Annotated in this window: 24 protein-coding genes; 11 read left to right on the forward strand and 13 right to left on the reverse strand. The window is 68.7% G+C overall.

Annotated features, from left to right (window positions below):
• The first annotated feature begins 73 nt into the window (after nucleotides 1–73).
• Both HD600_RS10575 and ilvA read left to right on the forward strand, forming a co-directional pair.
• Nucleotides 74–1,267: an AI-2E family transporter gene (locus HD600_RS10575; protein WP_184283553.1), complete on the forward strand. Its 1,194-nt coding sequence runs from the start codon at nucleotides 74–76 to the stop codon at nucleotides 1,265–1,267.
• A complete protein-coding gene (gene ilvA, locus HD600_RS10580; RefSeq protein ID WP_184283554.1) occupies nucleotides 1,264–2,493 on the forward strand; it encodes a threonine ammonia-lyase in 1,230 nt (409 codons plus the stop codon). Before HD600_RS10575 ends, ilvA begins: the two co-directional genes overlap by 4 nt.
• Nucleotides 2,494–2,547: 54 nt before the next feature.
• On the opposite strand, the gene greA is transcribed toward ilvA, so the two are convergent.
• On the reverse strand, nucleotides 2,548–3,036 hold the full coding sequence (gene greA, locus HD600_RS10585) for a transcription elongation factor GreA (RefSeq protein WP_144795763.1): 489 nt from the start codon (nucleotides 3,034–3,036) through the stop codon (nucleotides 2,548–2,550).
• A 113-nt stretch (nucleotides 3,037–3,149) separates the two neighbouring features.
• Nucleotides 3,150–3,536, reverse strand: a complete 387-nt coding sequence (locus HD600_RS10590) for a DUF4307 domain-containing protein (RefSeq protein WP_184283555.1) — start codon at nucleotides 3,534–3,536, stop codon at nucleotides 3,150–3,152.
• Nucleotides 3,537–3,604: 68 nt separating this feature from the next.
• Here HD600_RS10590 and HD600_RS10595 point away from each other — a divergent pair, with 68 nt between their 5' ends.
• Nucleotides 3,605–3,922, forward strand: coding sequence for a hypothetical protein (locus tag HD600_RS10595; RefSeq protein WP_241731659.1), 318 nt, complete (start codon nucleotides 3,605–3,607; stop codon nucleotides 3,920–3,922).
• A gap of 7 nt (nucleotides 3,923–3,929) precedes the next feature.
• On the opposite strand, the gene HD600_RS10600 is transcribed toward HD600_RS10595, so the two are convergent.
• Entirely contained in the window at nucleotides 3,930–4,403 is a 474-nt protein-coding gene (locus HD600_RS10600) for an S-ribosylhomocysteine lyase (RefSeq protein WP_184283557.1), read from the reverse strand.
• A gap of 20 nt (nucleotides 4,404–4,423) precedes the next feature.
• On the reverse strand, nucleotides 4,424–5,161 hold the full coding sequence (gene trhA / locus HD600_RS10605) for a PAQR family membrane homeostasis protein TrhA (RefSeq protein WP_184283559.1): 738 nt from the start codon (nucleotides 5,159–5,161) through the stop codon (nucleotides 4,424–4,426).
• A 100-nt stretch (nucleotides 5,162–5,261) separates the two neighbouring features.
• Here trhA and HD600_RS10610 point away from each other — a divergent pair, with 100 nt between their 5' ends.
• From HD600_RS10610 to HD600_RS10625, 4 genes are all read left to right on the forward strand, one after another.
• Nucleotides 5,262–6,044, forward strand: coding sequence for an isoprenyl transferase (locus HD600_RS10610; protein ID WP_184283561.1), 783 nt, complete (start codon nucleotides 5,262–5,264; stop codon nucleotides 6,042–6,044).
• 54 nt (nucleotides 6,045–6,098) lie between these two features.
• Nucleotides 6,099–7,217, forward strand: coding sequence for an aminotransferase class V-fold PLP-dependent enzyme (locus HD600_RS10615; RefSeq protein WP_184283563.1), 1,119 nt, complete (start codon nucleotides 6,099–6,101; stop codon nucleotides 7,215–7,217).
• A gap of 225 nt (nucleotides 7,218–7,442) precedes the next feature.
• Nucleotides 7,443–8,768, forward strand: a complete 1,326-nt coding sequence (gene phoH2 / locus HD600_RS10620) for an RNA 5'-3' helicase PhoH2 (protein ID WP_184284819.1) — start codon at nucleotides 7,443–7,445, stop codon at nucleotides 8,766–8,768.
• Nucleotides 8,769–8,894: 126 nt separating this feature from the next.
• Nucleotides 8,895–9,314 (forward strand): ASCH domain-containing protein, encoded by a 420-nt coding sequence (locus tag HD600_RS10625; RefSeq protein ID WP_184283564.1) that lies wholly within the window; start codon nucleotides 8,895–8,897, stop codon nucleotides 9,312–9,314.
• Nucleotides 9,315–9,422: 108 nt separating this feature from the next.
• On the opposite strand, the gene HD600_RS10630 is transcribed toward HD600_RS10625, so the two are convergent.
• The 6 genes from HD600_RS10630 to xseA form a co-directional block, all read right to left on the reverse strand.
• Entirely contained in the window at nucleotides 9,423–10,259 is an 837-nt protein-coding gene (locus tag HD600_RS10630) for a type IV toxin-antitoxin system AbiEi family antitoxin domain-containing protein (RefSeq protein WP_184283566.1), read from the reverse strand.
• A gap of 279 nt (nucleotides 10,260–10,538) precedes the next feature.
• Nucleotides 10,539–11,933: an aspartate ammonia-lyase gene (locus HD600_RS10635; protein WP_184283568.1), complete on the reverse strand. Its 1,395-nt coding sequence runs from the start codon at nucleotides 11,931–11,933 to the stop codon at nucleotides 10,539–10,541.
• Nucleotides 11,930–12,610, reverse strand: coding sequence for a carbonic anhydrase (locus tag HD600_RS10640; protein ID WP_144795754.1), 681 nt, complete (start codon nucleotides 12,608–12,610; stop codon nucleotides 11,930–11,932). Before HD600_RS10640 ends, HD600_RS10635 begins: the two co-directional genes overlap by 4 nt.
• Nucleotides 12,607–13,248, reverse strand: coding sequence for a DUF4245 family protein (locus HD600_RS10645; RefSeq protein ID WP_184283570.1), 642 nt, complete (start codon nucleotides 13,246–13,248; stop codon nucleotides 12,607–12,609). The genes HD600_RS10640 and HD600_RS10645 overlap by 4 nt, the downstream gene beginning before the upstream one ends.
• Nucleotides 13,245–13,481 carry an exodeoxyribonuclease VII small subunit gene (locus tag HD600_RS10650; RefSeq protein WP_184283572.1) on the reverse strand — a complete coding sequence of 79 codons (237 nt, stop codon included), beginning with the start codon at nucleotides 13,479–13,481 and terminating at the stop codon, nucleotides 13,245–13,247. Before HD600_RS10650 ends, HD600_RS10645 begins: the two co-directional genes overlap by 4 nt.
• Before the next feature lie 19 nt (nucleotides 13,482–13,500).
• Entirely contained in the window at nucleotides 13,501–14,778 is a 1,278-nt protein-coding gene (gene xseA / locus HD600_RS10655) for an exodeoxyribonuclease VII large subunit (RefSeq protein ID WP_144795751.1), read from the reverse strand.
• 110 nt (nucleotides 14,779–14,888) lie between these two features.
• Between xseA and HD600_RS10660 the strand changes: the two genes are divergently transcribed.
• Both HD600_RS10660 and HD600_RS10665 read left to right on the forward strand, forming a co-directional pair.
• On the forward strand, nucleotides 14,889–15,926 hold the full coding sequence (locus tag HD600_RS10660; RefSeq protein ID WP_184284820.1) for a 4-hydroxy-3-methylbut-2-enyl diphosphate reductase: 1,038 nt from the start codon (nucleotides 14,889–14,891) through the stop codon (nucleotides 15,924–15,926).
• Complete coding sequence (locus tag HD600_RS10665) at nucleotides 15,923–16,447, forward strand: DUF6264 family protein (protein ID WP_184283574.1); 525 nt, start codon at nucleotides 15,923–15,925, stop codon at nucleotides 16,445–16,447. Before HD600_RS10660 ends, HD600_RS10665 begins: the two co-directional genes overlap by 4 nt.
• A 132-nt stretch (nucleotides 16,448–16,579) precedes the next feature.
• On the opposite strand, the gene fbaA is transcribed toward HD600_RS10665, so the two are convergent.
• A complete protein-coding gene (fbaA, locus tag HD600_RS10670; RefSeq protein ID WP_144795749.1) occupies nucleotides 16,580–17,608 on the reverse strand; it encodes a class II fructose-bisphosphate aldolase in 1,029 nt (342 codons plus the stop codon).
• 185 nt (nucleotides 17,609–17,793) lie between these two features.
• On the opposite strand from fbaA, the gene glpX reads away from it, so the two are divergent.
• Both glpX and HD600_RS10680 read left to right on the forward strand, forming a co-directional pair.
• Nucleotides 17,794–18,780, forward strand: coding sequence for a class II fructose-bisphosphatase (gene glpX, locus HD600_RS10675; RefSeq protein WP_184283576.1), 987 nt, complete (start codon nucleotides 17,794–17,796; stop codon nucleotides 18,778–18,780).
• A gap of 110 nt (nucleotides 18,781–18,890) precedes the next feature.
• Nucleotides 18,891–19,184, forward strand: a complete 294-nt coding sequence (locus HD600_RS10680) for a hypothetical protein (RefSeq protein WP_144795747.1) — start codon at nucleotides 18,891–18,893, stop codon at nucleotides 19,182–19,184.
• Here the strand turns inward: HD600_RS10680 and HD600_RS10685 are convergent.
• The gene (locus HD600_RS10685) at nucleotides 19,172–20,476 is read right to left on the reverse strand and encodes a DNA recombination protein RmuC (protein ID WP_184283578.1); all 1,305 of its coding nucleotides are present in this window, start codon (nucleotides 20,474–20,476) and stop codon (nucleotides 19,172–19,174) included. The genes HD600_RS10680 and HD600_RS10685 overlap by 13 nt on opposite strands.
• 54 nt (nucleotides 20,477–20,530) lie before the next feature.
• Complete coding sequence (locus HD600_RS10690) at nucleotides 20,531–20,938, reverse strand: ankyrin repeat domain-containing protein (protein WP_144795745.1); 408 nt, start codon at nucleotides 20,936–20,938, stop codon at nucleotides 20,531–20,533.
• Nucleotides 20,939–20,945 lie beyond the last annotated feature (7 nt).

Raw genomic sequence — 20,945 nt, forward strand, 5'->3', positions numbered from 1 at the left:
GTAACGCGCGGGTCCGACACCGGGGACGTCTCGCGTCACAGCATCCGCTCGGGGCCGCAACTAGACTTGGCGCATGACAGACGAGCAGCGCCCGCGCAAGCGCGATCTTCTGTGGGGTCGCATGCCGACGGACCGACAGGTCACGACGGAGGCCGACGAGCGGGTCCCGCTCTCCCTGCGTGTCGGCGCCGCCTACGCCTGGCGGCTGCTGTTCATCGCCGCGGCCGCAGGGGTCATCATCTGGATCGTCATCCAGCTGAAGCTCCTGGTGATCCCGCTCCTGGTCGGCATCCTCATCACCGCGCTGCTCTGGCCGGCGTTCGAATGGATGCTCCGTCATCGCGTACCGCGCTGGCTCGCCATCGCCATCTCCCTCGTCGGGACGCTCGCGATCATCGGCGGTCTGCTGTGGCTGGTCGCCTGGCAGGTCGCCCAGCAGTGGTCGGGCGTCCAGGAGCGCACGATGGGCGCGATCGACGCACTGCGCCAGTATCTGATCGACGGTCCGCTGCACCTCACCGAGACCGAGATCCAGGACTACCTTGATCAGGGCTTCGAACTCATCGAGCAGCAGGCCGGGATGCTGTGGTCCGGCGCGCTCGCGATCGGGAGCACCGCAGGGCACGTCGTCATCGGCGCCCTCCTGACCCTCTTCGTCCTCATCTGCCTTCTCGCCGACGGCGGGGGCATCTGGCGCTGGACGACCAAGCTCTTCCCGCGCGACGCCCGTCCCGCCGTCGACGCATCGGCGCGCACCGGATGGCGCACCGTCGTCAACTACGCCAAGACGCAGCTGCTCGTCGCCACGATCGACTCGATCGGCATCGGCCTCGGCGCCTTCCTCCTCGGCGTGCCGCTCGCCATTCCGGTGGCGGTCCTCGTGTTCCTCGGAGCCTTCATCCCGATCGTCGGTGCCGTGGCCACCGGAGCGATCGCGGTCTTCCTCGCTCTGGTCTACAACGATCCGTGGAACGCCTTCTGGATGCTCGTCGTCGTCATCGGCGTGCAGCAGTTCGAGGGCCATGTGCTCCAGCCGATCCTCATGGGATCCGCCGTGAAGGTGCACCCGCTGGCGGTCGTGCTCGTCGTCGCCGGGGGATCCATGATCGCCGGCATCCCCGGGGCGCTGTTCGCCGTCCCGCTCGCGGCGTTCGTCAACGTCGTGGCCGTCACGCTCAGCAGCGAATCGTGGCGTACCGGTCGACAACCCTCAGGTGATCTCATCTGGAGTACAGTGCCGCGCGAGCGGCGACGGAGGAACAAATGAGTGCAGTCCCCACCCTGGCAGAGTTCGAAGACGCCGCGCGGGGGCTGGAGCGTGTGATCTCCCACACTCCGACGCTGCCGTCCCGTGCCCTGTCGGACATCCTCGGGTCGCCGGTCGTGCTGAAGATGGAGAACCTGCAGCGCACCGGATCCTTCAAGATCCGTGGCGCAGGTCACCGTCTCGCCCAGCTCACCGAGGAGGAGCGCGCACACGGCGTCGTCGCCGCCTCGGCGGGCAACCACGCGCAGGGCGTCGCCCTGGCCGCGCAGGCGCTTGGGATCCCTGCGACGATCTTCATGCCGCTGGGCGTGCCCGTGCCGAAGCTCCTCGCCACCCGCGGGTACGGCGCCGAGGTCGTCCTCGAGGGCGAGACCGTGGCCACGTCGTTGCGGCTGGCCGCCGAGTACGCCGAGCGCACCGGTGCCATCATGATCCACCCCTTCGACCACCGCGACATCGTCGTCGGCCAGGGCACGCTGGGCCTCGAACTCATCGAGGACGCCCCCGACGTCGACACGATCCTCGTCGGGATCGGCGGCGGGGGGTTGATCGCCGGTGTCGCCGCGGCCGCGAAGGCCGCCGCTGCGAAGATAGGCCGCACGATCCGTGTCATCGGCGTGCAGGCCGAGAACGCCGCTGCTGTTCCGCCCTCGCTCGCCGCAGGGCACCCGGTGGAGATCGAGACGCATCCCACCATCGCCGACGGCATCCTTGTCGCCAGGACCGGTGACGTGCCGTTCGGGATGATCCAGGAGCTCGTCGACGACGTGGTCACCGTCAGCGACGACGACATCGCCCGGGCGCTGCTGGTGTTGCTGGAACAGGCCAAGGTCGTCGTCGAGCCCGCTGGAGCCGTCGGGGTGGCCGCCATCCTCGCCGGCAAGGTCGCCGACACCGGCAAGACCCTGTGCGTGCTGTCCGGCGGCAACATCGACCCTCTGCTGCTGCAGCGCGTCGTGGCCCACGGACTCGCCGCCTCCGGGCGATACCTCACGGTCCGCATCCCGCTTCCCGACCGTCCGGGTCAACTCGCACGCGTGTCCGAACTCGTCGCCGAGGCCGGCGCGAATGTCATGGAGGTCATGCACACCAGGCACGGCCAAGGTCTGCAGATCAGCGAGGTCAGCCTGCAGCTGAGCATCGAGACGCGCGGTGCTGAGCACACCGAGCTCACGCTGGACACGCTCCGGCGTGCCGGCTACGACCCGATCGTCGTCCCCGACTGAACACAACTGCCCCGCGCCGTGATGACGGCGCGGGGCAGATGTGACGGCGGGGGATCAGCCGGCGAAGGTCTCCACGCCGGTGATCTCCACCGAGATGGACTTGCCGTTCGGAGCCTCGTAGGAGGTCTTCTCGCCGATCTTGAGGCCGAGGATCGCCTGACCGAGCGGGCTCGCCTCGCTGTACACGTCGTAGTCCGTGTCTCCGGCGATCTCGCGGCTGCCGAGGAGGAAGCGCTCCTCGCCACCGGCGACGACGGCGGTCACGACGGTGCCGGGCTCGACGACGCCGCGGCTCGCGGGCGCCTCGCCGACCTTGGCGGTCTTCAGCAGCTGCTCGAGCGTGCGGATGCGGGCCTCCTGCTTGCCCTGCTCGTCCTTCGCCGCGTGGTAGCCGCCGTTCTCCTTGAGGTCGCCCTCTTCGCGTGCGGCCTCGATGCGCTTGGCGATCTCGTCGCGACCGACGGTCGAGAGGTGTTCGAGCTCGGCGACGAGTCGATCGTAGGCTTCCTGCGTGAGGAACGGGACCTGAGCGTCTGTGGACACAGCGTGCTCCTTCTCGAAATGCCCTTCAGGGCAGTTGTGCTGGTCGCCCTGGCGGGCGGCGGGGATATGCCAAGACGCCCCGGCGGATTGCCAGGGCGTCGACTCAGGGGATTCTATGCGACCCAGCAGGTGTTCACCAAACCTGTGGTGGCTTCGGCGACGGTGGGGACGGTCACGGTGAGCTGCTGACTGTGCTCGCCGGCCGCAGGGATCTCGAGGACCTTCCAGCCGACGACGCCGAATTCCGCATCGAGCGCCTGGATTGCGCATGCGACGTCCTTGCCCTGGCCGCCCGTGATCTGGAATCGCACCGTCACGCTGTGCTCGTCGACGACCTCATACCCCAGATCGTCTGCGTCCACCGAGTTCATCGACTGGGTGAAGGTCATCCAGCCGAAGACGATGATCGCTGCGGTGACGATGCCGATCCCGATGATCCACGGTGTACGCCCGCGGCGGATGCGGCCGTACCGCTCATCGAGCTCGAGTGCGGTCGTCACGTCGGGTGCCTTTCGGTCGTTAGGCTGGTTACACCAGGTTACGTGACCTGTGATCGAGAGGCGGACAGATGATGGTGTTCTTCGGAACGGTGTTCTCCGGGACCGAGACCCCGATCCCCACGCCTTCGATGACCGTCGATCCGAATTCCGTGACCCCCGGGCCCGCGGGGTTCGCGGTGATCGTGATCGTCGTCCTCGCGGTCGCCTTGCTCATCTGGGACATGAATCGCCGCGTCCGTCGCGTGCGCTACCGCTCAGAGGTGCGCGAGGAGCTGGATGCCGAGCAGGCCGCGTCGCGCGACGCGGCGGGCCCTGCCACCGATGCGCCCGAACGGGCGACGGATGCACCCGCGGCCTCCGAGGACGACACCCGCCCACCCGCCTGACGGCGCGTCAGACCCCGACGCGCTCGAACGGGTCGAGGCTGATGCCCTGCTCGAGGATGCGCGCCGACCACTCGCGAGCGCTGTGCAGGCTGTGGTCGCGGTAATTGCCGCAGCTCACAGCGTCGACGGCCGGCACCTGCTCCCAGGTGATCTCCTCTGCGATCGCGGACAGGCTCGACCGGACGGCCGCGACGATGTCCGCGACGGCCGGCTCGCCCCACGTGATCAGGTGGAAGCCCGTCCGGCAGCCGAACGGGGAGATGTCGATGATGCCGTCCATCCGATCCCGCATGAGGCTGGCCAGCAGATGCTCGATGGTGTGCAGACCCGCCGTGGGGATCTCGCCCTCATTGGGCTGCACGAAGCGCACGTCGAAGTTCGAGATGGCATCGCCCTTGGGGCCGTGGTCGACGCCGATCAGGCGGACGTACGGTGCGCGGACGGCGGTGTGGTCGAGCGTGAAGCTCTCGACGTCGGCCATGGTGGTTTCTCCTTGTCTTCTCACGCGCCCGGAAGGCCGAGCGAGGGAGAGTGGGGGGCGAGGGAGATGAGCAGGCACGCGGTCCAGTGGCACAGGAAGGCCAGGACCGTGCAGAGATGGAAGATCTCGTGGAACCCGAAATGTCCCGGCCACGGGTTCGGCTTCTTCATCGCGTAGACGACGGCACCGACCGTGTACAGCAGGCCACCCACGCACACGAGGATCATCATCGCGAAGTTGGCCTTCGCGAGATCGACCATGTACATCACGGCCGTCCAGCCGAGCACGAGGTACAGCGCGACGTACAGCCAGCGCGGAGCGCCGATCCAGAACACGCGGAACAGGATGCCGAGCACGGTGCCGCCCCAGACGAGGGAGAGCAGCAGGACGCCCTTCTCGGGGACCAGGGCGTTCACGGCGATCGGAGTGTAGGTCCCGGCGATCAGCAACAGGATGTTCGCGTGGTCGATGCGCTTGAGGATCAGCTTCGTCCTGGGTTTCCAGTCGATGCGGTGGTACAGCGCGGAGTTTCCGAACAGCAGCAGGGAGCTGGCCATGAACACCGCGGCGGCCCATTTCGCCGGCGCACCGTCTGCGAGCACGATGAGCACGATTCCTGCCACGATCGCGACGGGGAAGGTCGCCGCGTGCAGCCATCCGCGCCAGGTCGGTTTGATCTCGGCCTGAGCGTCGTCCTTCGCGGCCTTCAGCAGCGGAAGTTCGGGGACGGGGACCGCGTCGGTCTCGGGAGAGCTCACACGCTCACTCTAAAACGTGCCGCATGCCCGCACCTGCACATATCCGCAATCCACAGTCCGCTCGCACGGTGAGGCGCCGATCCCGCGATAACGTTGGCACGTGAACGCACGGACGAGTGAGGGCAGAGGTCCGCTGTACCGCCTGTACAGCAACCGCCTTCGGCGACAGCTCGAGTCGGCATCCGTTCCCCACCACGTCGCCATGATGATCGACGGGAATCGGCGATGGGCGAGGCAGCTGGGCTTCAACTCCGCCGCCGACGGCCATCGTGCGGGCGCGGCGAAGATGCGCGAGTTCCTCGGATGGTGCGACGAGATCGGCGTCCGGGTGGTGTCGCTCTACCTGCTCTCGAGCGACAACCTCCGAAAGCGCGATTCGAAGGAGATCGACGATCTCATCGAGATCATCGCCGAGCTCGCCGAATCGCTGTCGCAGCAGGCGGGCTGGCGGGTCAAGCACGTCGGCCGTTCCGACATCCTCCCCGACGAGCTCGCACGCGTCCTGCATGACGCGGAGGAGCGCACGCGACACAACACCGGGCTGCACGTGAACCTCGCCGTCGGTTACGGCGGGCGCAACGAGATCGTGGATGCCGTGCGCTCCATCATCTCCGAGCACAACGCCTCCGGTGGGACCCTCGAGGATCTCGCCGAGCACCTCACGCCGGAGATGATCGGCGAGCACCTGTACACCGGCGGGCAGCCCGATCCCGACCTCGTGATCCGAACGAGCGGAGAGCAGCGGCTCAGTGACTTCCTGCTCTGGCAGAGCGCGCACAGCGAGTTCTACTTCGTGGAGGCGCTCGGACCCGATCTCCGGCAGGTGGACTTCCTCCGGGCGATCCGTGATTTCGCCGACCGGGATCGACGCTTCGGTCGCTGACGCATCCGGTTCATGGGGTGCCTGTGAGCTGCGGGCGCATGGGAGACTCATAGGGTGAGTTCTTTCGATGACTACCTCGCCACGTTCGGCGAGGACCCCGGCTATCTCGATTGGGCGGCCTTCGGACCGATCTCGCCCACCGTCCGCGCGGAGGTGTTCGCCGATGCCGATCTGCTCGGCAGCGGTCGTCCGTCGTCACGGGCGCTCGTCGCCGAGCGATTCGACGAGGCCAGGGAATCGGCCGCAGACCTGCTCGGCGTGCGCAGCGACACCGTCACCCTGCAGCCGTCGGCGTCGCACGGACTCCTGCACACGATGTTCGGGCTGTCGGGCACCGTGCTCGCCTCGACGGCGGAGTTCCCGAGCATCACGATGCCGCTGGAGCGCGCTGCGCACTTCTCCGACGGGGGCCTCACGGCGCGCTGGATCACCCCCGAGCACACCTTCGTGACGCCGGAAGCCGTCGCCGAGGCTCTGGACGATGAGGTGACCGCGCTCGCGGTCAGCCACGTCGACTTCCGCACCGGTTACTGCACCGACATCGCGGCGCTGCGAGAGATCCTCGGTCCCGACCGCCTGCTCATCGTGGACGCCGTGCAGTCGTTCGGCATCGTCGAAGACGACTTCGCCGCGGCGGACGTCGTGGTCGGACACGGCTACAAGTGGCTGCGCGCGGCGAGGGGGACCGGTTTCGCGGCGTTCTCGGACCGTGCGCGGGAGCGGATCACCCCTGTGCTCTCCGGGCCCGCGGGCGTCGAGCACGGGCTGCCTCTTGATGAGCGTCCCGCCCCGGCCCCATCGGCGCGTGCCTACGGCATCTCCGGTCCCGATCAGCTGGCGGTCGCCCGGCTCGCCGCCGGCCTGCGCGATGTCAGCGAGGCCGGTGTCGGTGCGATCGAACAGGCCGTCAGCGAGCGCACAGCGGCGATCATCGAGATCGCCGACCGCCACGGCATCCCCGTCGTCACACCGCGCGAGCGCGCACATCGCGCCGGAATCGTCGCGCTGGCTCCCGAGGTTCCCGCAGCGGTCTCGGCCGCGTTGAGCAACGCCGGTGTCGCTGCGACCACGCGCGGCGCGACCATCCGACTCGCCGCGCACGCCGGCACGAGCGACGAGACACTGCGCCTCCTGGACGACGCGCTGGGCACCGTCATCCTGCCCGGAGTCTGAACTGGCTTCCGAGAGTTCACACCGGGTTAACATTCGCCGCCAGCGTGTCGGCGGCCCTCGGCGTCCCCTCGGTCGTACCTTCAAGGCATCGGACACGGTGTCCGATCGGGTCGGCCGACAGGAACGCGACTCGTGGCCCCAAGGTCGACTCGTGGCATAGCCGGGAAGCACCCGGGTCGGGAGTGGGTCGTGACCACACGTACAGCACAGCAGTCCACCCGTCAGATCACGCGTCGGTCCGCACCGGACGCGCACGATCACACCCTCCGCACGTACGTACTCGACACGTCGGTGCTGCTGTCGGATCCACGAGCGCTGTTCCGCTTCGCCGAGCACTCGATCGTCCTGCCCGTCGTCGTCGTCACGGAGTTGGAGGCGAAGCGCAACGACCCGGAGATCGGCTACTTCGCGCGGCAGGCGCTCCGTCATCTCGACGAGCTCCGCGTCGAACACGGCCGACTCGACTTCCCCGTACCCATCGGAGAGGGCGGCACGCTGCGGGTGGAGCTGAACAACACCGACGCGACCGTCCTCCCCACCGGCATCCGCCTGGGGGACAACGACAGCCGCATCCTCGCGATCGCGATGCACCTGTCGCAGGACGGCCAGGACGTCACGATCGTCTCCAAGGATCTGCCGATGCGGGTCAAGGCGGCATCGCTCGGCCTCGCGGCAGAGGAGTACCTCGCCGAGCAGGCCGTCGACTCCGGCTGGACGGGCATCGCGACCCTCGACATGTCGGGCGACGAGATCAGCGACCTCTACGAGAGCGAGGTCGGTATCAGCGAGGACGCGCGGGGGCTTCCGGTGAACACCGGGCTCATCATCCACTCCGAGCGCGGCTCTGCCCTCGGACGGGTGACAGGAGACGGCGAGTACCGGCTGGTCCGCGGCGACCGCGAGGTGTTCGGCATGCACGGCCGCTCCGCGGAGCAGCGCATCGCGATCGACCTGCTCACCGACCCCGATGTGGGGATCGTCTCGCTCGGCGGGCGCGCGGGCACCGGCAAGTCCGCACTGGCGCTGTGCGCGGGACTCGAGGCCGTCCTGGAGCGTCAGCAGCAGCGAAAGATCATCGTCTTCCGGCCGCTCTTCGCCGTCGGTGGGCAGGAGCTCGGGTACCTGCCCGGCGACCAGGGGGAGAAGATGGGGCCGTGGGGCCAGGCGGTCTTCGACACCCTGGGGTCGGTGGTCTCGGGCAACGTGATGGACGAGGTCGTCGAGCGCGGCATCCTCGAAGTGCTCCCGCTGACCCACATCCGCGGCCGGTCACTCCACGACGCCTTCGTGATCGTCGACGAAGCACAGTCTCTGGAGCGGAACGTGCTGCTGACCGTGCTGAGCCGGATGGGGCAGAACTCCCGCGTCGTGCTCACCCATGACGTCGGTCAGCGCGATAACCTGCGCGTCGGGCGTCATGACGGCGTCGCCAGCGTGATCGAGACGCTCAAGGGCCACGATCTGTTCGGGCACGTGACGCTGATGCGCTCGGAGCGCTCGGCGATCGCCGCCCTCGTCACGGAGCTGCTGGAGGGCGGCGAGCTCAGCTGAGGCCCCGTGCGGCCGCGGCCGCGTGCGACACCTGCACGAGTTCGTGACAGATGCACGGCGCAGGTATGGTCTCGCCCGTGCAGGTGTCCGCGGCTCGTGCAGGTGTCGCGGGGATATCCTGGCGGCATGTCCGATGCCGACCTGCCCATCTCCGAGTACGCCTTCCCCGGTCCGCTGCGCGATCAGCTCGTCGCCGCCATCATCGCCGGTGAGAAGACCGCGACGACCTCCCTCGTGGTGGAGTACGAGCTTGCCGGTGAGGCGTTGCCGGCGGTGGGGGATCGCGCCGTCGTCGTGGATTCGGCCGGTGAACCGGTCGGCATCGAGGAGATCGTCGCGGTCGATGTCCGTCCTCTCGCCGAGGTCGACCTGGCGCACGCCATCGATGAGGGCGAGGGTTTCACGACGGTCGCGCAGTGGCGCGAGGCCCATGAGCAGTACTGGCAGGGCCCGGAGTTCCGGGCGTACATGGAGGACCCCGGGTTGCGGGTGGACGACAACACGCAGGCCGTCCTCGTGCGATTCCGCTTCACGCCACGAGGCTGAGCGGCGACGTCCCACGACACCTGCACGAGGCAACGACAGCTGCACGGCCCGGTGACGGTTTCCGCCGTGCGGGCGTCCGATCGTCGTTCAGGTGTCCGGCGCGAGTCGTCAGTCGCGCACGTCGGCGCGATCGACTGCGGCGAGGATCGCCCGCTCCACGGACGGCCAGTCATGGACGACCTGGGCGTAGTCGAATCGCAGCGTCTCGTATCCGAGCAGGGATGCCGCGGCATCCCGAACGAGGTCATTGTGCCGCCGCTCCGCTGACGCGTGGTTGAGCCGACCGTCCACCTCGATGATGAGTCGGTCGCCGACGAGAAAATCCACGCGCCCCACGCCCTGAATGGTCACCTGACAGGCGAGGCGGATGCCGATCAGGTGCAAGCGCAGCCGGACCAGCGACTCGAGGCCGCTGTCCGAGTCGGCTCGGGCGAAGTCCACGAGCCAGCGAGCGGATCTCGGGAGGGCCGCGCGCACGCGATCCCGGGCGGCCCGCGTGAGCAGGCGCAGGCGCCACGCGGACTCGAAGGAGGCGAAGAACGCCTCGTGCCCCGCGCACCGGAACAGATGCGCGAGCGCATCCTCGACGGAAGCGACGCCGAGCGTGGTCGTCCCGGCGAAGAAGTGGGAGACACAGGCACACCTCTCGTGTGGATGCCGGCGGCCATCGGCGCCCATCCACACGTGTACTCGCGGGTGCTCGATGAGAGTCCACACGCCGTGGTGGGTGAGGGCGGCCTCGCACGTGAGCGCCCCGCCGTGCTCGGCGGCAGAGATGACGGCATCCGGCGTCGAGGGCGACGCGAACACGCCGGGGCGGAGGCGCCGGATCTCGTCGGCGTCGACCTGCGCTGCGAGCTGCTGACGTGTGAGTCCGAACGCCTGCAGCTCGCGGCCACGGGCGACTCCGCCGAGGCGCATCAACAGGTGGGAGGCATCCAGCATCCTGCAATCCTGGCGCGCAGGCCGTCCGGCGCGACCGGCTGTGCACGGCGGCAGGGAGGCGCGCCGGCTGTGTAGAACGAGTGGGCTGCCGACACCTGCACGACTTCCCGCCACCTGCACGCCCGCATTGCCGGATTCGTCGTGCAGACGTCATCGACCCGTGCAGGTGTCACCCGCGCGCAGCGGCGAGGTCGGCGGAGGCGGGGACGCGTCCGTGCGCCGGTACGAGAAGACGGATGCCGCGAAGCACTGGGCTCCGCGGCATCCGTCGTGTCGGGCTCAGCCCGGGTGGGTCATCGAGAGCAGATCGAGCTTCTCGTCCAGCTGCTCCAGGGTCAGCTCGCCGCGCTCGACGTAGCCGAGGTCGATCACGGCGTCGCGCACCGTGATGCCCTGGGCGACCGAGTGCTTGGCGATCTTCGCCGCGGCCTCGTAGCCGATGAGCTTGTTCAGCGGCGTCACGATCGAGGGGCTCATGCCCGCGAAGGCGGCAGCGCGCTCGGTGTTCGCCTGCAGGCCGTCGATCGTCTTGTCGGCGAGCACCCGGGAGGCGTTCGAGATCAGGCGGATCGACTCGAGCAGCGCGGTGCCCATGACGGGGATGGCGACGTTGAGCTCGAACGCACCGGATGCACCGGCCCATGCGACGGTCGCATCGTTGCCGATGACGCGCGCGCACACCATGAGCACGGCCTCGGGCACGACGGGGTTGACCTTGCCGGGCATGATCGACGAACCGGGCTGCAGGTCGGGGATGTGCAGTTCCCCGAGGCCCGTGTTGGGGCCGGACCCCATCCAGCGGAGGTCGTTGTTGATCTTCGTCATGGACACGGCGATGGTGCGCAGGGCGCCGGAGGCCTCGACGAGACCGTCGCGGTTCGCCTGCGCCTCGAAGTGGTCCTTGGCCTCGGTGATGGGCAGCTCGGTCTCGGCCGCGAGCAGCTCGATGACCTTCTGCGGGAAGCCGAGGGGAGTGTTGATGCCGGTGCCGACGGCCGTGCCGCCCAGCGGCACCTCTGCGACGCGGGGAAGCGCCGACTGCACGCGCTCGATGCCGAGGCGGATCTGGCGCGCGTAGCCGCCGAACTCCTGGCCGAGGGTGACGGGCGTCGCATCCATCAGGTGGGTGCGGCCGGACTTGACGGCCTCCTTCCACAGCTCGGCCTTGGCCTCGAGTGCCACGGCGAGGTGGTCGAGCGCGGGGATGAGCGTGTCGATGAGCGCCTGGGTGACGGCGATGTGCACCGAGGTCGGGAAGACGTCGTTGGACGACTGCGACGCGTTCACGTGGTCGTTGGGGTGCACGTTCGCGCCGAGGATGCGCGTGGCGAGCGTCGCGAGCACCTCGTTCATGTTCATGTTCGACGAGGTGCCGGAACCGGTCTGGTAGGTGTCGACCGGGAACTCGCCGTCGTGCACGCCGGAGGCCACCTCATCGGCGGCCTGCGCGATGGCGTCGGCGATGCCGCCGTCAAGGGTGCCGAGTTCCTTGTTCGCGAGCGCGGCGGCCTTCTTGATGCGCGCGAGGGCGGCGATCTGCGTGGACTCGAGGCCCTTGCCGGAGATCGGGAAGTTCTCGACGGCCCGCTGCGTCTGCGCTCCGTAGAGCGCGTTCACGGGCACGCGGACCTCGCCCATGGTGTCGTGTTCGATGCGGTATTCCGTGTCGGTCACTTCGATCCCTCCTGTGTTGTCGTGGGGACGCCTTCGTTCCCCGTCGTGTCGATCCCCACCGCGATGGCCGGGATGGCCGTTCCTTCGGCGAGTCGGTAGTTGGCGCCGACGATGCCCAGACGGCCCTCGGCGACGGCGTCGCTGATGAGTTCCGAGGACTGGAGCAGGTTGGCGACGGTGTTGCGCAGGTGCTCGCGGCCGACCTGCTCGGCGTCGATGTCGGCGGGGGAGGTTCCGCCGTTGGAGGCGAGGACCTTCCGCGCGGCCGGGATGATCGGCGCGATGAGCTTCCAGATGTGCGGGGGAAGGGGCGCGGCGTCGATCGCCGTTCCGTCGATGGCTGCGCGGACGGCACCGCACTCGTCGTGCGCGAGGACGACGATCAGGGGCACCTTCAGCACCTCGACGGCGTACTCGAGGCTGCCGACGATCGACTCGCCGATCACCTGGCCGGCGTTGCGGACGACGAACAGGTCGCCGAGACCCAGGTCGAAGATGATCTCGGCCGCGAGGCGGGAGTCCGAGCATCCGAACAGCGTCGCGACGGGGTTCTGCGCGTGCGCGAGGTCGTGGCGTCGCTCGACGTCCTGGTTGGGGTGGCGCGGCTCGCCGGCGACGAACCGGCGGTTGCCCTCGAGCATCTGGTTCCACGCAGCGGTGGGGGTGAGCGTCGTCATTGTGCCTCCGAGATGGTGCGGATCTGCGGGATCAGCGATTCGGCGACCTCAGCCGTCGATTCCTTCGAGCGCGAGCCGTACAGCAGGATGTAGTCGTCTCCGGCCTGCGTGCCGATCGCGTTGTCGACGTTGTTCTCGGTCCGCCCCGACAGCGCGTAGACGTCCCATTCCAGTCCGCCGATGCGGGTGGTCTCGGTCGCCGCGGTGCCGTTCAGGATCTGAGGCGCCCAGGACGCGTCGGCGTCGAACGCCTGGGCGACGCGGATGAACCCGCGCTCGTCCTCGTCCGCCGGTGCGAGCGTGACGTTCCACACCGTGGTGGCGCCGCCCTGCAGCTCGGCGGCGTTGACGCGCCAGAAGTCGCCCAGTTCAGGGACGAGGACAGGACTGTCCATGGTCGATTCCACGTCCGCCGCGATGCGGGGCAGGTCGATCTGACGTTCGGATGCCGGTTCGCCTCTCGGCACGGCGAAGATGATGACCGCGACCACGGCGAGCGTGATGATGAGGGCGGCGATGAGGTTGCGGAAGGACTGACCCGCGCGGTACTTCGCGCTGAACTCCGCCTTGCGCGCAGCGGTCTCCTCCGGCGTCTCCGGGCGTCCGAGCTCGGCGACGATCGGGCGCGGCTTGCTCACGAATCGTCCTCGTCGGCTGCGGGACGGGTGGCCTCCAGGCGGCGCTTGGCGCCGAGCAGCCACTCCTCGCAGCGGGCGGCGAGCGCCTCGCCGCGCTCCCACAGCGCGAGGGAGTGCTCGAGGGTCGGTGAGCCCTGCTCGAGCTCCGCGACGACGCGGACGAGCTCGTCGCGGGCGGCCTCGAAGGAGAGGGACTCCACGGGGGTCTCGGTCGGCGCAGTCACGCTCTCCATCCTACGACGCGTGCGTCGATCAGCCGGCCTCCGGGATCTCCCCGTCGGAGCGCGCGGAGAGCGAGCCGCGATCGAGCGTGATCGTCAGATCGGTGCCGGCCGGGGCGTCGGCGGCGTCGCGCAGGATCACGCCGCCGTCGAGATGGGCGATCGCGTAGCCGCGGGCGAGAGTGGCGGCAGGGGAGAGCGCACGCAGTGAGGCCCGCAGCTCGCTGGTCTTGCGTGCGGCGGCGTCGAGCTGTCGTCCGATCGTGTCCCGGCCGCGGGACAGCAGCAGCCAGAGCTCCTGGGCGCGTGAGGCGATGATCGGGTCGGGGGAGCGCAGCACAGGGCGGGAGCGGAGCTGCTCGAGCTGTGCGATGTCATGGGTGATGCGCTGCGTCAGGCGTGATGTCGCCCGTGCGCGCAGCTGGCCGATGAGGGCGCGCTGCTCTCCGACATCCGGCACCACGCGCTTGGCCGCGTCTGTGGGGGTCGACGCCCTGAGGTCGGCGACGTCGTCGAGGAGGGGATGGTCGTTCTCGTGCCCGATCGCCGAGACGATCGGGGTGGATGCCGCGGCCACCGCCCTGACCAGGCGCTCATCGCTGAACCCGAGCAGGGTCTGCGGGTCACCACCGCCTCTGGCGATGATGATGACGTCGACCTCGGGGTCCGCGTCGAGCCGCGCGAGGGCGGCGAGGGTCTCCGGCACGCAGCGGTCACCCTGGACGGCGGCGTATGCCGTGCGGAAGTGCACCTGGGGCCAGCGCAGCTCGGCATTGCGGTGCACGTCCTTCTCGGCGTCGGAGCGCTCGCCGGTGATGAGCCCGATGCAGTGCGGAAGGAAGGGCAGCTGCTTCTTGCGCGACTGGTCGAACAGCCCCTCCTGGCGCAGTTGCACCCGCAGCTTCTCGAGCCGCTCGAGCTGGTCGCCGAGTCCGACGTGCTTCATGCTCGAGACCGTGAAGCTGAAGTCGCCGGCCTTGACGAAGTAGTCGGCCTTGACCGCGGCAACCACGTGATCGCCGACGCCGAGGTCCGCGGGGATGCGCGCACGAACGCTCGACCAGATGCGGATGGAGATCTGCGCGTCGGACTGGGTGTCCTTGAGACGACCGAAGACGTTGCCACCGCGGACGTTCCACGAGGTGATCTCGCCCTCGACCCAGACCGTGTTCCATCGGGCGACGAAGTCCCTGATGGTGCCGTTCAGCCGTGCGACGGACGTCGGCGCGTCGGCGGTGGAGTCCCGTGGCGCGACCGCGTCAGCGGGTGGGGCTTCGCCGTTCGTGGCGGATGCCTGGAAGACCGTCATCCGGACCTTTCGTGTGCTGTGCGCCTGAGCGGTCGCCCAGGCCCTTCATGGGTGGCCGTCGGTAGACTCGAGGTGTGAGCCAGGCCACCGTACATCTTCCCGTTCCCCGCATCCCGCGAGCGCGGGCGGCGCGGCTTCAGAATAACCCCGTTGACGGCGCGAAGCGCGTTCTGCTCGCCGCGCCCCGCGGCTACTGCGCCGGTGTCGACAGGGCCGTCATCGCCGTCGAGAAGGCGCTCGAACGTTACGGTGCGCCGGTCTACGTGCGCAAGCAGATCGTGCACAACATCCACGTCGTCAGCGAGCTCGAGGAGAAGGGCGCGATCTTCGTCGAAGAGGTCGACGAGGTCCCGCCGGGCGCTCACGTCGTCTTCAGCGCGCACGGCGTGTCGCCTGCCGTCGTGAACGCCGCGTCCGACCGCGGTCTCCAGGCGATCGATGCCACCTGCCCGCTGGTGACGAAGGTTCACCGCGAGGCGGTCCGGTTCGCACGCGACGACTTCGAGATCCTCCTCATCGGGCACGACGGTCACGAAGAGGTCGAGGGCACGGCGGGCGAGGCGCCGGAGCACGTCACCGTCGTCAACTCCCCGGAGGAGGCCGACACCGTCGTGGTCAAGGACCCGTCGAAGGTCGTCTGGCTGTCGCAGACCACGCTGTCGGTCGACGAGACGATGGAGACGGTCGACCGTCTCCGCGCACGCTTCCCCGACCTGCAGAACCCGCCGTCGGATGACATCTGCTACGCGACCCAGAACCGTCAGGTCGCGATCAAGAAGGTCGCGAAGGATGCCGACCTCGTCATCGTCGTCGGATCGGCGAACTCGTCCAACAGTGTCCGCCTCGTCGAAGTCGCCCTCGAGTACGGGGCGAAGGCCGCATACCGTGTCGACTACGCCGAAGAGGTCAAGCAGGAGTGGCTCGACGGTGTCGCCACGGTCGGCGTGACGAGCGGAGCATCCGTTCCCGAGGTCCTCGTCCGTGAGGTGCTCGAGGCGCTCGGCTCGGCCGGTTACGAGGACATCGAGGAGATCCGCACGGCGGAGGAGGACCTCATGTTCTCGCTGCCGAAGGAGCTGCGTCAGACCACGTCGGGTCAGCGCGACGCGCGGGCCCTCGGCGGCCGGACCGGGACTTCCGCGCCATGACCGATCGTCCTCGGTACGGCGAGTACGCGACGCCGGAGGAGCAGCGCCTGCTCCGTGGACTGCCACCCGTCGAGGACGTCGCGCCGCAGACACTGGCTCCCGCTCCGCCGCCTCCCGCGCGGACAGGCGTCCCGCAGGAGAGCGTGGTGAAGCCCGCCGGTCGCCCCTGGGATCGCGTGGTCACGATCGGGCTGCTCGCCTACGGCGTCATCAACGTGTTCATGACGGGAATGTCGTACCTGAACCTTCCCGACGTCATGAACCAGAGCATGGCCATCCTGGGGATCGAGGGCGAGTTCACGAACTTCGCACAGGGCAAGATCTGGGGCACGGTCGCGGCGGCAGTCCTCGTGGTCGGATGGGTGCTCACCGCGTGGCTGTCTCTGCGCCGGCTGCGCACGGGGCGCCTCACCTGGTGGGTGCCGCTCGTCGGCGCCGTCGCCACGGGTCTTGTGGCGTCGTTCTGCATCGCGGTGCCGATGATGAGCGACCCCGCCTTCATCGCCTACCTCGCGTCCTGACCGTCGGGCTCAGGTGCGTCGCGTCCTGAACGTCGGGCTCTGGTACGTCGCGTCCTGATCCTTGGGGCGCTGTCCTGATACGACGATGCCCCGACCGTGCTGGCCGGGGCATCGTCGATGGTCGTGCGGGTGTCAGCTCTTGGACTGGCCGTAGGAGCCGAGCTGGCGGGTCGACTCGACCACGCGGGCGGCCATCGCCGACTCGGCGATCTTGCCCCACGCGCGCGGGTCGTACTGCTTCTTGTTGCCGACCTCGCCGTCGACCTTGAGCACGCCGTCGTAGTTCTTGAACATGTAGTCGGCGATGGCACGCGTGTATGCGTACTGCGTGTCGGTGTCGATGTTCATCTTGATGACGCCGTTGGCGACCGCGGTCGCGATCTCCTCATCCGTCGAGCCGGAGCCGCCGTGGAAGACGAGGTCGAGGGGCTTCGCGCCGGTGTTGTACTTGGCGGCGACCTGCTGCTGGATCTCGCCCAGGAGCTCGGGACGCAGCTTCACGCCACCGGGCTTGTAGACGCCGTGGACGTTGCCGAAGGTGAGGGCGGCGATGTAGCGGCCCTGCTCGCCGAGTCCGAGAGCCTGCACGGCCTGGTCGACGTCGGCGAAGGTGGTGTAGAGCGCGTCGTTGGAGCCCTCGTGGGCGACGCCGTCCTCCTCGCCGCCGACGACGCCGATCTCGACCTCGAGGATGGCGTTGATGTTCTTCATGCGGGGGAGCAGGTCCTTCGCGATCTCGATGTTCTCCGCGAGGGGAACAGCCGAGCCATCCCACATGTGGGACTGGAAGATCGGGTTGCGTCCGGCCTTGACCTCTTCTTCCGAGGCGGCGATCAGCGGCTCGACGAAGCCGGCGAGGGCGTCCTTCGGGCAGTGGTCGGTGTGCAGTGCGACCGTGACGGGGTAGTTCTTGGCGACCTCGGTCGCGTAACGGGCGAACGCCAGCGCACCGGTGGCACGAGCCTTGACCGTGTGGCCGGCGAAGTAGTCGGCGCCGCCGGTGGTCACCTGGATGATGCCGTCGGATCCGGCTTCGGTGAGTCCCTGGAGGACGGAGTTGATCGTCTGAGAGCTGGAGACGTTGAATGCGGGGTACGCGAAGCCTCCGGACTTCGCGCGGTCGAGCATCTCTGCGTACTGTTCCGGAGTGGCGACGGGCATGAATATCTCCTGCGGTAGATGAAGCCGGGACAGTCCTCACTCTATCGGGGGCGATGGCCGCGGATGGGGCCGAGGGCTCCGGTCGCGGCACGCGGCCTTCGCCAGTGTTAAGAAACGCAATTCCTTCGCCTTAATGAGGCGGAAACTGCCGCTTTACTGATCGCTGTGCTGGATAGGCTGACCCCATGGTGAGTCTGACGGCCGATATGAGCCCGCTGCGTCCCGATCGAAACCTCGCGCTCGAGCTGGTGCGCGCGACCGAGGCGGCGTCGATCCGTGCGGTGCCGTTCATCGGCCGCGGGAACAAGGAGGCCGCTGACGGCGCGGCCGTCGACGCCATGCGTGCGTTCCTCGGCACCGTGAACTTCCAGGGCAGAGTCGTCATCGGCGAGGGCGAGAAGGACAACGCGCCGATGCTGTTCAACGGCGAGGTCGTCGGCTCAGGGCGCGGCCCGGAGTGCGACATCGCCGTCGACCCCATCGACGGCACCTCGCTCACCGCCGCCGGACGCCAGAACGCCCTGTCGGTGATCGCCGTGTCCGACCGCGGCACGATGCTCGACGCGTCCAGCGTCTTCTACATGGACAAGCTCGTCACGGGACCCGCGGGTGTCGGAGTCGTCGACATCCGGCTGCCCGTCGGGGAGAACATCCGCCGGCTCGCGAAGGCGCTCGGCAAGCAGGTCGACGAACTCGTCGTGTCGGTACTGAACCGTCCTCGCCACGAACGGCTCATCGAAGAGATCCGTGACGCAGGCGCCGGCACGCGCCTGATGAGCGACGGCGATGTCGCCGGCGGCATCAACGCCGCCCGCCACGGTGCGCGCACCGACATGTGCGTCGGCGTCGGTGGCAGCCCCGAGGGCATCGTCACCGCCTGCGCCATCAAGGCCCTCGGCGGTCACATCCAGGGCCGCCTGTGGCCGCGCGACGACGAGGAGCGTCAGCGCGGCATCGATGCCGGACTGCAGATGGATCACGTGTACGAGGCCGACGACCTCGTGAAGGGCGACAACACCCTGTTCGTTGCGACGGGGGTCACCGACGGCCAGCTCGTCGCGGGCGTGCGCCGCGAAGGCAACTACGTCTACACGGAGTCGGTCGTGCTGCGCGGCGCCTCCGGCACCCTCCGCCGCATCTCATCGGAGCACCTCGTCTCGAAGTGGCTCTGACCGGCCGCTGCGCCGTTCCAGGGAGAGCCCTCCGAGTGTTATCAGGCTTTGCTGGCACAATGGACGTGTCGCCGGGAGTTCATCCTCGGCGGTTTCCAGGAGGGTGAGGCATGACCGCGGGACACACGGGCAACGACAGGAAGTCCGCTCCGGTGAAGATGGTCACCACGGACACCGGACGGATCCTTCGCATCTCTCCGGAGGATGAAGCCGCCCGCGCCGCAGCGGCAGCAGCCGCCACGCCCGCTCCCGCGAACGTCGATCCTGCCCGCCGCGCCGATGTGCTCTTCCGTGTGCGTCGAGCCGAAGGGCACGAGCTCAGCTCGTGGTGGATGATCGGCGCCTTCGTCGTGACATCCGGCCTCGTGATCGCTCTGTTGAGCTGGGTGCCCTACAGCGCCTGAGTCTCGGTCACGTCGAGCGTTTCTGCGTCTTCGATCGACACGGTGCCGCCTGCACGCTGCCGGATCGGACCGAGGTCGGCCTCGATGCGGCCCTTCGGGGCGTCGCCGATCAGTTCCGGCGCGGTGAACTTGCGCGTCCCGCTCTCGATCGGCGTTGTCGAGTCGAGTGTCGATGCGTCGATGCCGGGGAACTGTCGCGCGGTGACGAGCACACGGCCCTCGAGGGATCCCGCGAACTTGTTGTAACTGTCGACCGTGCGCTCCAGAGCCCGACGAAGGTCATCCGCGTGACCGGCCAGGGTACCGAGGCGGTCGAAGAGCTGCGTCCCCAGCGTGAGCAGACGGCGTGCCTCGGTGGAGACCTCCTGCTGGGTCCACGTGTAGGCGACGGTCTTCAGGACGGCCCACAGATTGACGGGGGAGGCCAACGCGACCCGCTTGCCGAACGCGTAGTCCAGAAGCGCCGGGTCCTCGTCGATCGCGGCGGCCAGCAGCGATTCGCTCGGCAGGAAGCAGATGACGAACTCGGGACTGGCCTCAAGACCCGCCCAGTAGGCCTTCTTCGCCAGTGCGTCGACGTGGGCGCGGACGGCCTTGACGTGCTTCAGCATGAGTGAGCGCCGCTGCGCCTCGTTCACGTCGCCGACCAGTGCGCTCGCCTCTAGGTAGGCGTCGAGGGGGACCTTCGCATCGACGGCGATCGAGGTGCCGCCGGGGAGCCGCACCACCATGTCAGGGCGACCCTGGCCGCGGTCGGACGAGATCGTCGACTGCAGGTCGAAGTCCACATGCCGGGTGAGGCCGGCCGCTTCGACGACGCGTCGCAGCTGTGTCTCGCCCCAGACGCCGCGCGTCGACGTGGACCGCAGGGCTCCGGCAAGGGATTCCGTCGTCGCCCGAAGCGCCTCGTCGGACTCCTGCGCCCTCCGCAGCTGTTCAGCGAGGGAGCCGAACTGCGCGTGCCGCTCCTGTTCGAGCGTGGCGACCTTGTTCTGCATCTGCTGCAGCGATTCCCGCACCGGCGCCAGCGCGGTCAGCACCGCGTTCTGCTGCTGGACGCGCTCGGCCTCCGCGCGCTGCTGCGTGCGGGCATGATCGACGGCATCCCGATAGAGGTCGTACTGCCGGTCCCTGTCGTCGCGGAGCGCGGCGATCTCGGCCTCCGCGCGTGCCAGGTCCGCCCGCGCCTGCGACTGTGCAGCGGCATCTCTGGCCGATCGCGCGAACCAGCCGACGGCCACACCGGCCGCGATGGCGGCGGCGGAGAGCAGAGCGATCATCGGAGCATCCATACCGCCATGATGCCGGGGGTCTCCGACATCGCGACCGCGGCGCCCCGCAGGCGATCAGCTCGCGGCGTACTCCTCGAGCACGGCACGCATGTCCGAGAGGCCGAACTGATCCGCGATCGCCATCGCGGACAGCGCGCCCGCCTGCTGGTCGGCGCCCGCGTCCAGCAGCATCCGCAACAGGGTCTCGTTCTTGCGGAAGACCGCGCATGCGACAGCGGTCTGACCGTTGGCGTTGACCGCGTCCAGCTCGGCGCCGCGGCGGATGAGATCTGCGACGGTGTGCGCTTCCTCCGCGTAGGTGGCGACGATGAGGAACGTGTCACCGCGCGGGTTCCGAAGGTCGATCGGGACCCCGGCGTCGATCATCTCGCCGAGCGGACCCGTGCGGCCCTGCCGGGCGAGGTCGAAGGTGCCCTCGATGACCTCGAGGCTGACCGGGGAGTCTCCGGATGGATTCGTCATGCCCTCA

This window comes from Microbacterium ginsengiterrae (genome assembly GCF_014205075.1).
Taxonomy (GTDB): Bacteria; Actinomycetota; Actinomycetes; order Actinomycetales; family Microbacteriaceae; genus Microbacterium; species Microbacterium ginsengiterrae.

Coding starts and splice junctions, on each gene's coding strand:
- HD600_RS10575 (WP_184283553.1), top strand. CDS start 74: ATGACAGACGAGCAGCGCCCGCGCAAGCGCGATCTTCTGTGGGGTCGC.
- ilvA (WP_184283554.1), top strand. CDS start 1,264: ATGAGTGCAGTCCCCACCCTGGCAGAGTTCGAAGACGCCGCGCGGGGG.
- HD600_RS10595 (WP_241731659.1), top strand. CDS start 3,605: ATGATGGTGTTCTTCGGAACGGTGTTCTCCGGGACCGAGACCCCGATC.
- HD600_RS10600 (WP_184283557.1), bottom strand. CDS start 4,403: ATGGCCGACGTCGAGAGCTTCACGCTCGACCACACCGCCGTCCGCGCA.
- HD600_RS10625 (WP_184283564.1), top strand. CDS start 8,895: ATGTCCGATGCCGACCTGCCCATCTCCGAGTACGCCTTCCCCGGTCCG.
- HD600_RS10630 (WP_184283566.1), bottom strand. CDS start 10,259: ATGCTGGATGCCTCCCACCTGTTGATGCGCCTCGGCGGAGTCGCCCGT.
- HD600_RS10640 (WP_144795754.1), bottom strand. CDS start 12,610: ATGACGACGCTCACCCCCACCGCTGCGTGGAACCAGATGCTCGAGGGC.
- HD600_RS10650 (WP_184283572.1), bottom strand. CDS start 13,481: ATGGAGAGCGTGACTGCGCCGACCGAGACCCCCGTGGAGTCCCTCTCC.
- xseA (WP_144795751.1), bottom strand. CDS start 14,778: ATGACGGTCTTCCAGGCATCCGCCACGAACGGCGAAGCCCCACCCGCT.
- HD600_RS10665 (WP_184283574.1), top strand. CDS start 15,923: ATGACCGATCGTCCTCGGTACGGCGAGTACGCGACGCCGGAGGAGCAG.
- fbaA (WP_144795749.1), bottom strand. CDS start 17,608: ATGCCCGTCGCCACTCCGGAACAGTACGCAGAGATGCTCGACCGCGCG.
- glpX (WP_184283576.1), top strand. CDS start 17,794: ATGGTGAGTCTGACGGCCGATATGAGCCCGCTGCGTCCCGATCGAAAC.
- HD600_RS10680 (WP_144795747.1), top strand. CDS start 18,891: ATGACCGCGGGACACACGGGCAACGACAGGAAGTCCGCTCCGGTGAAG.
- HD600_RS10685 (WP_184283578.1), bottom strand. CDS start 20,476: ATGGATGCTCCGATGATCGCTCTGCTCTCCGCCGCCGCCATCGCGGCC.
- HD600_RS10690 (WP_144795745.1), bottom strand. CDS start 20,938: ATGACGAATCCATCCGGAGACTCCCCGGTCAGCCTCGAGGTCATCGAG.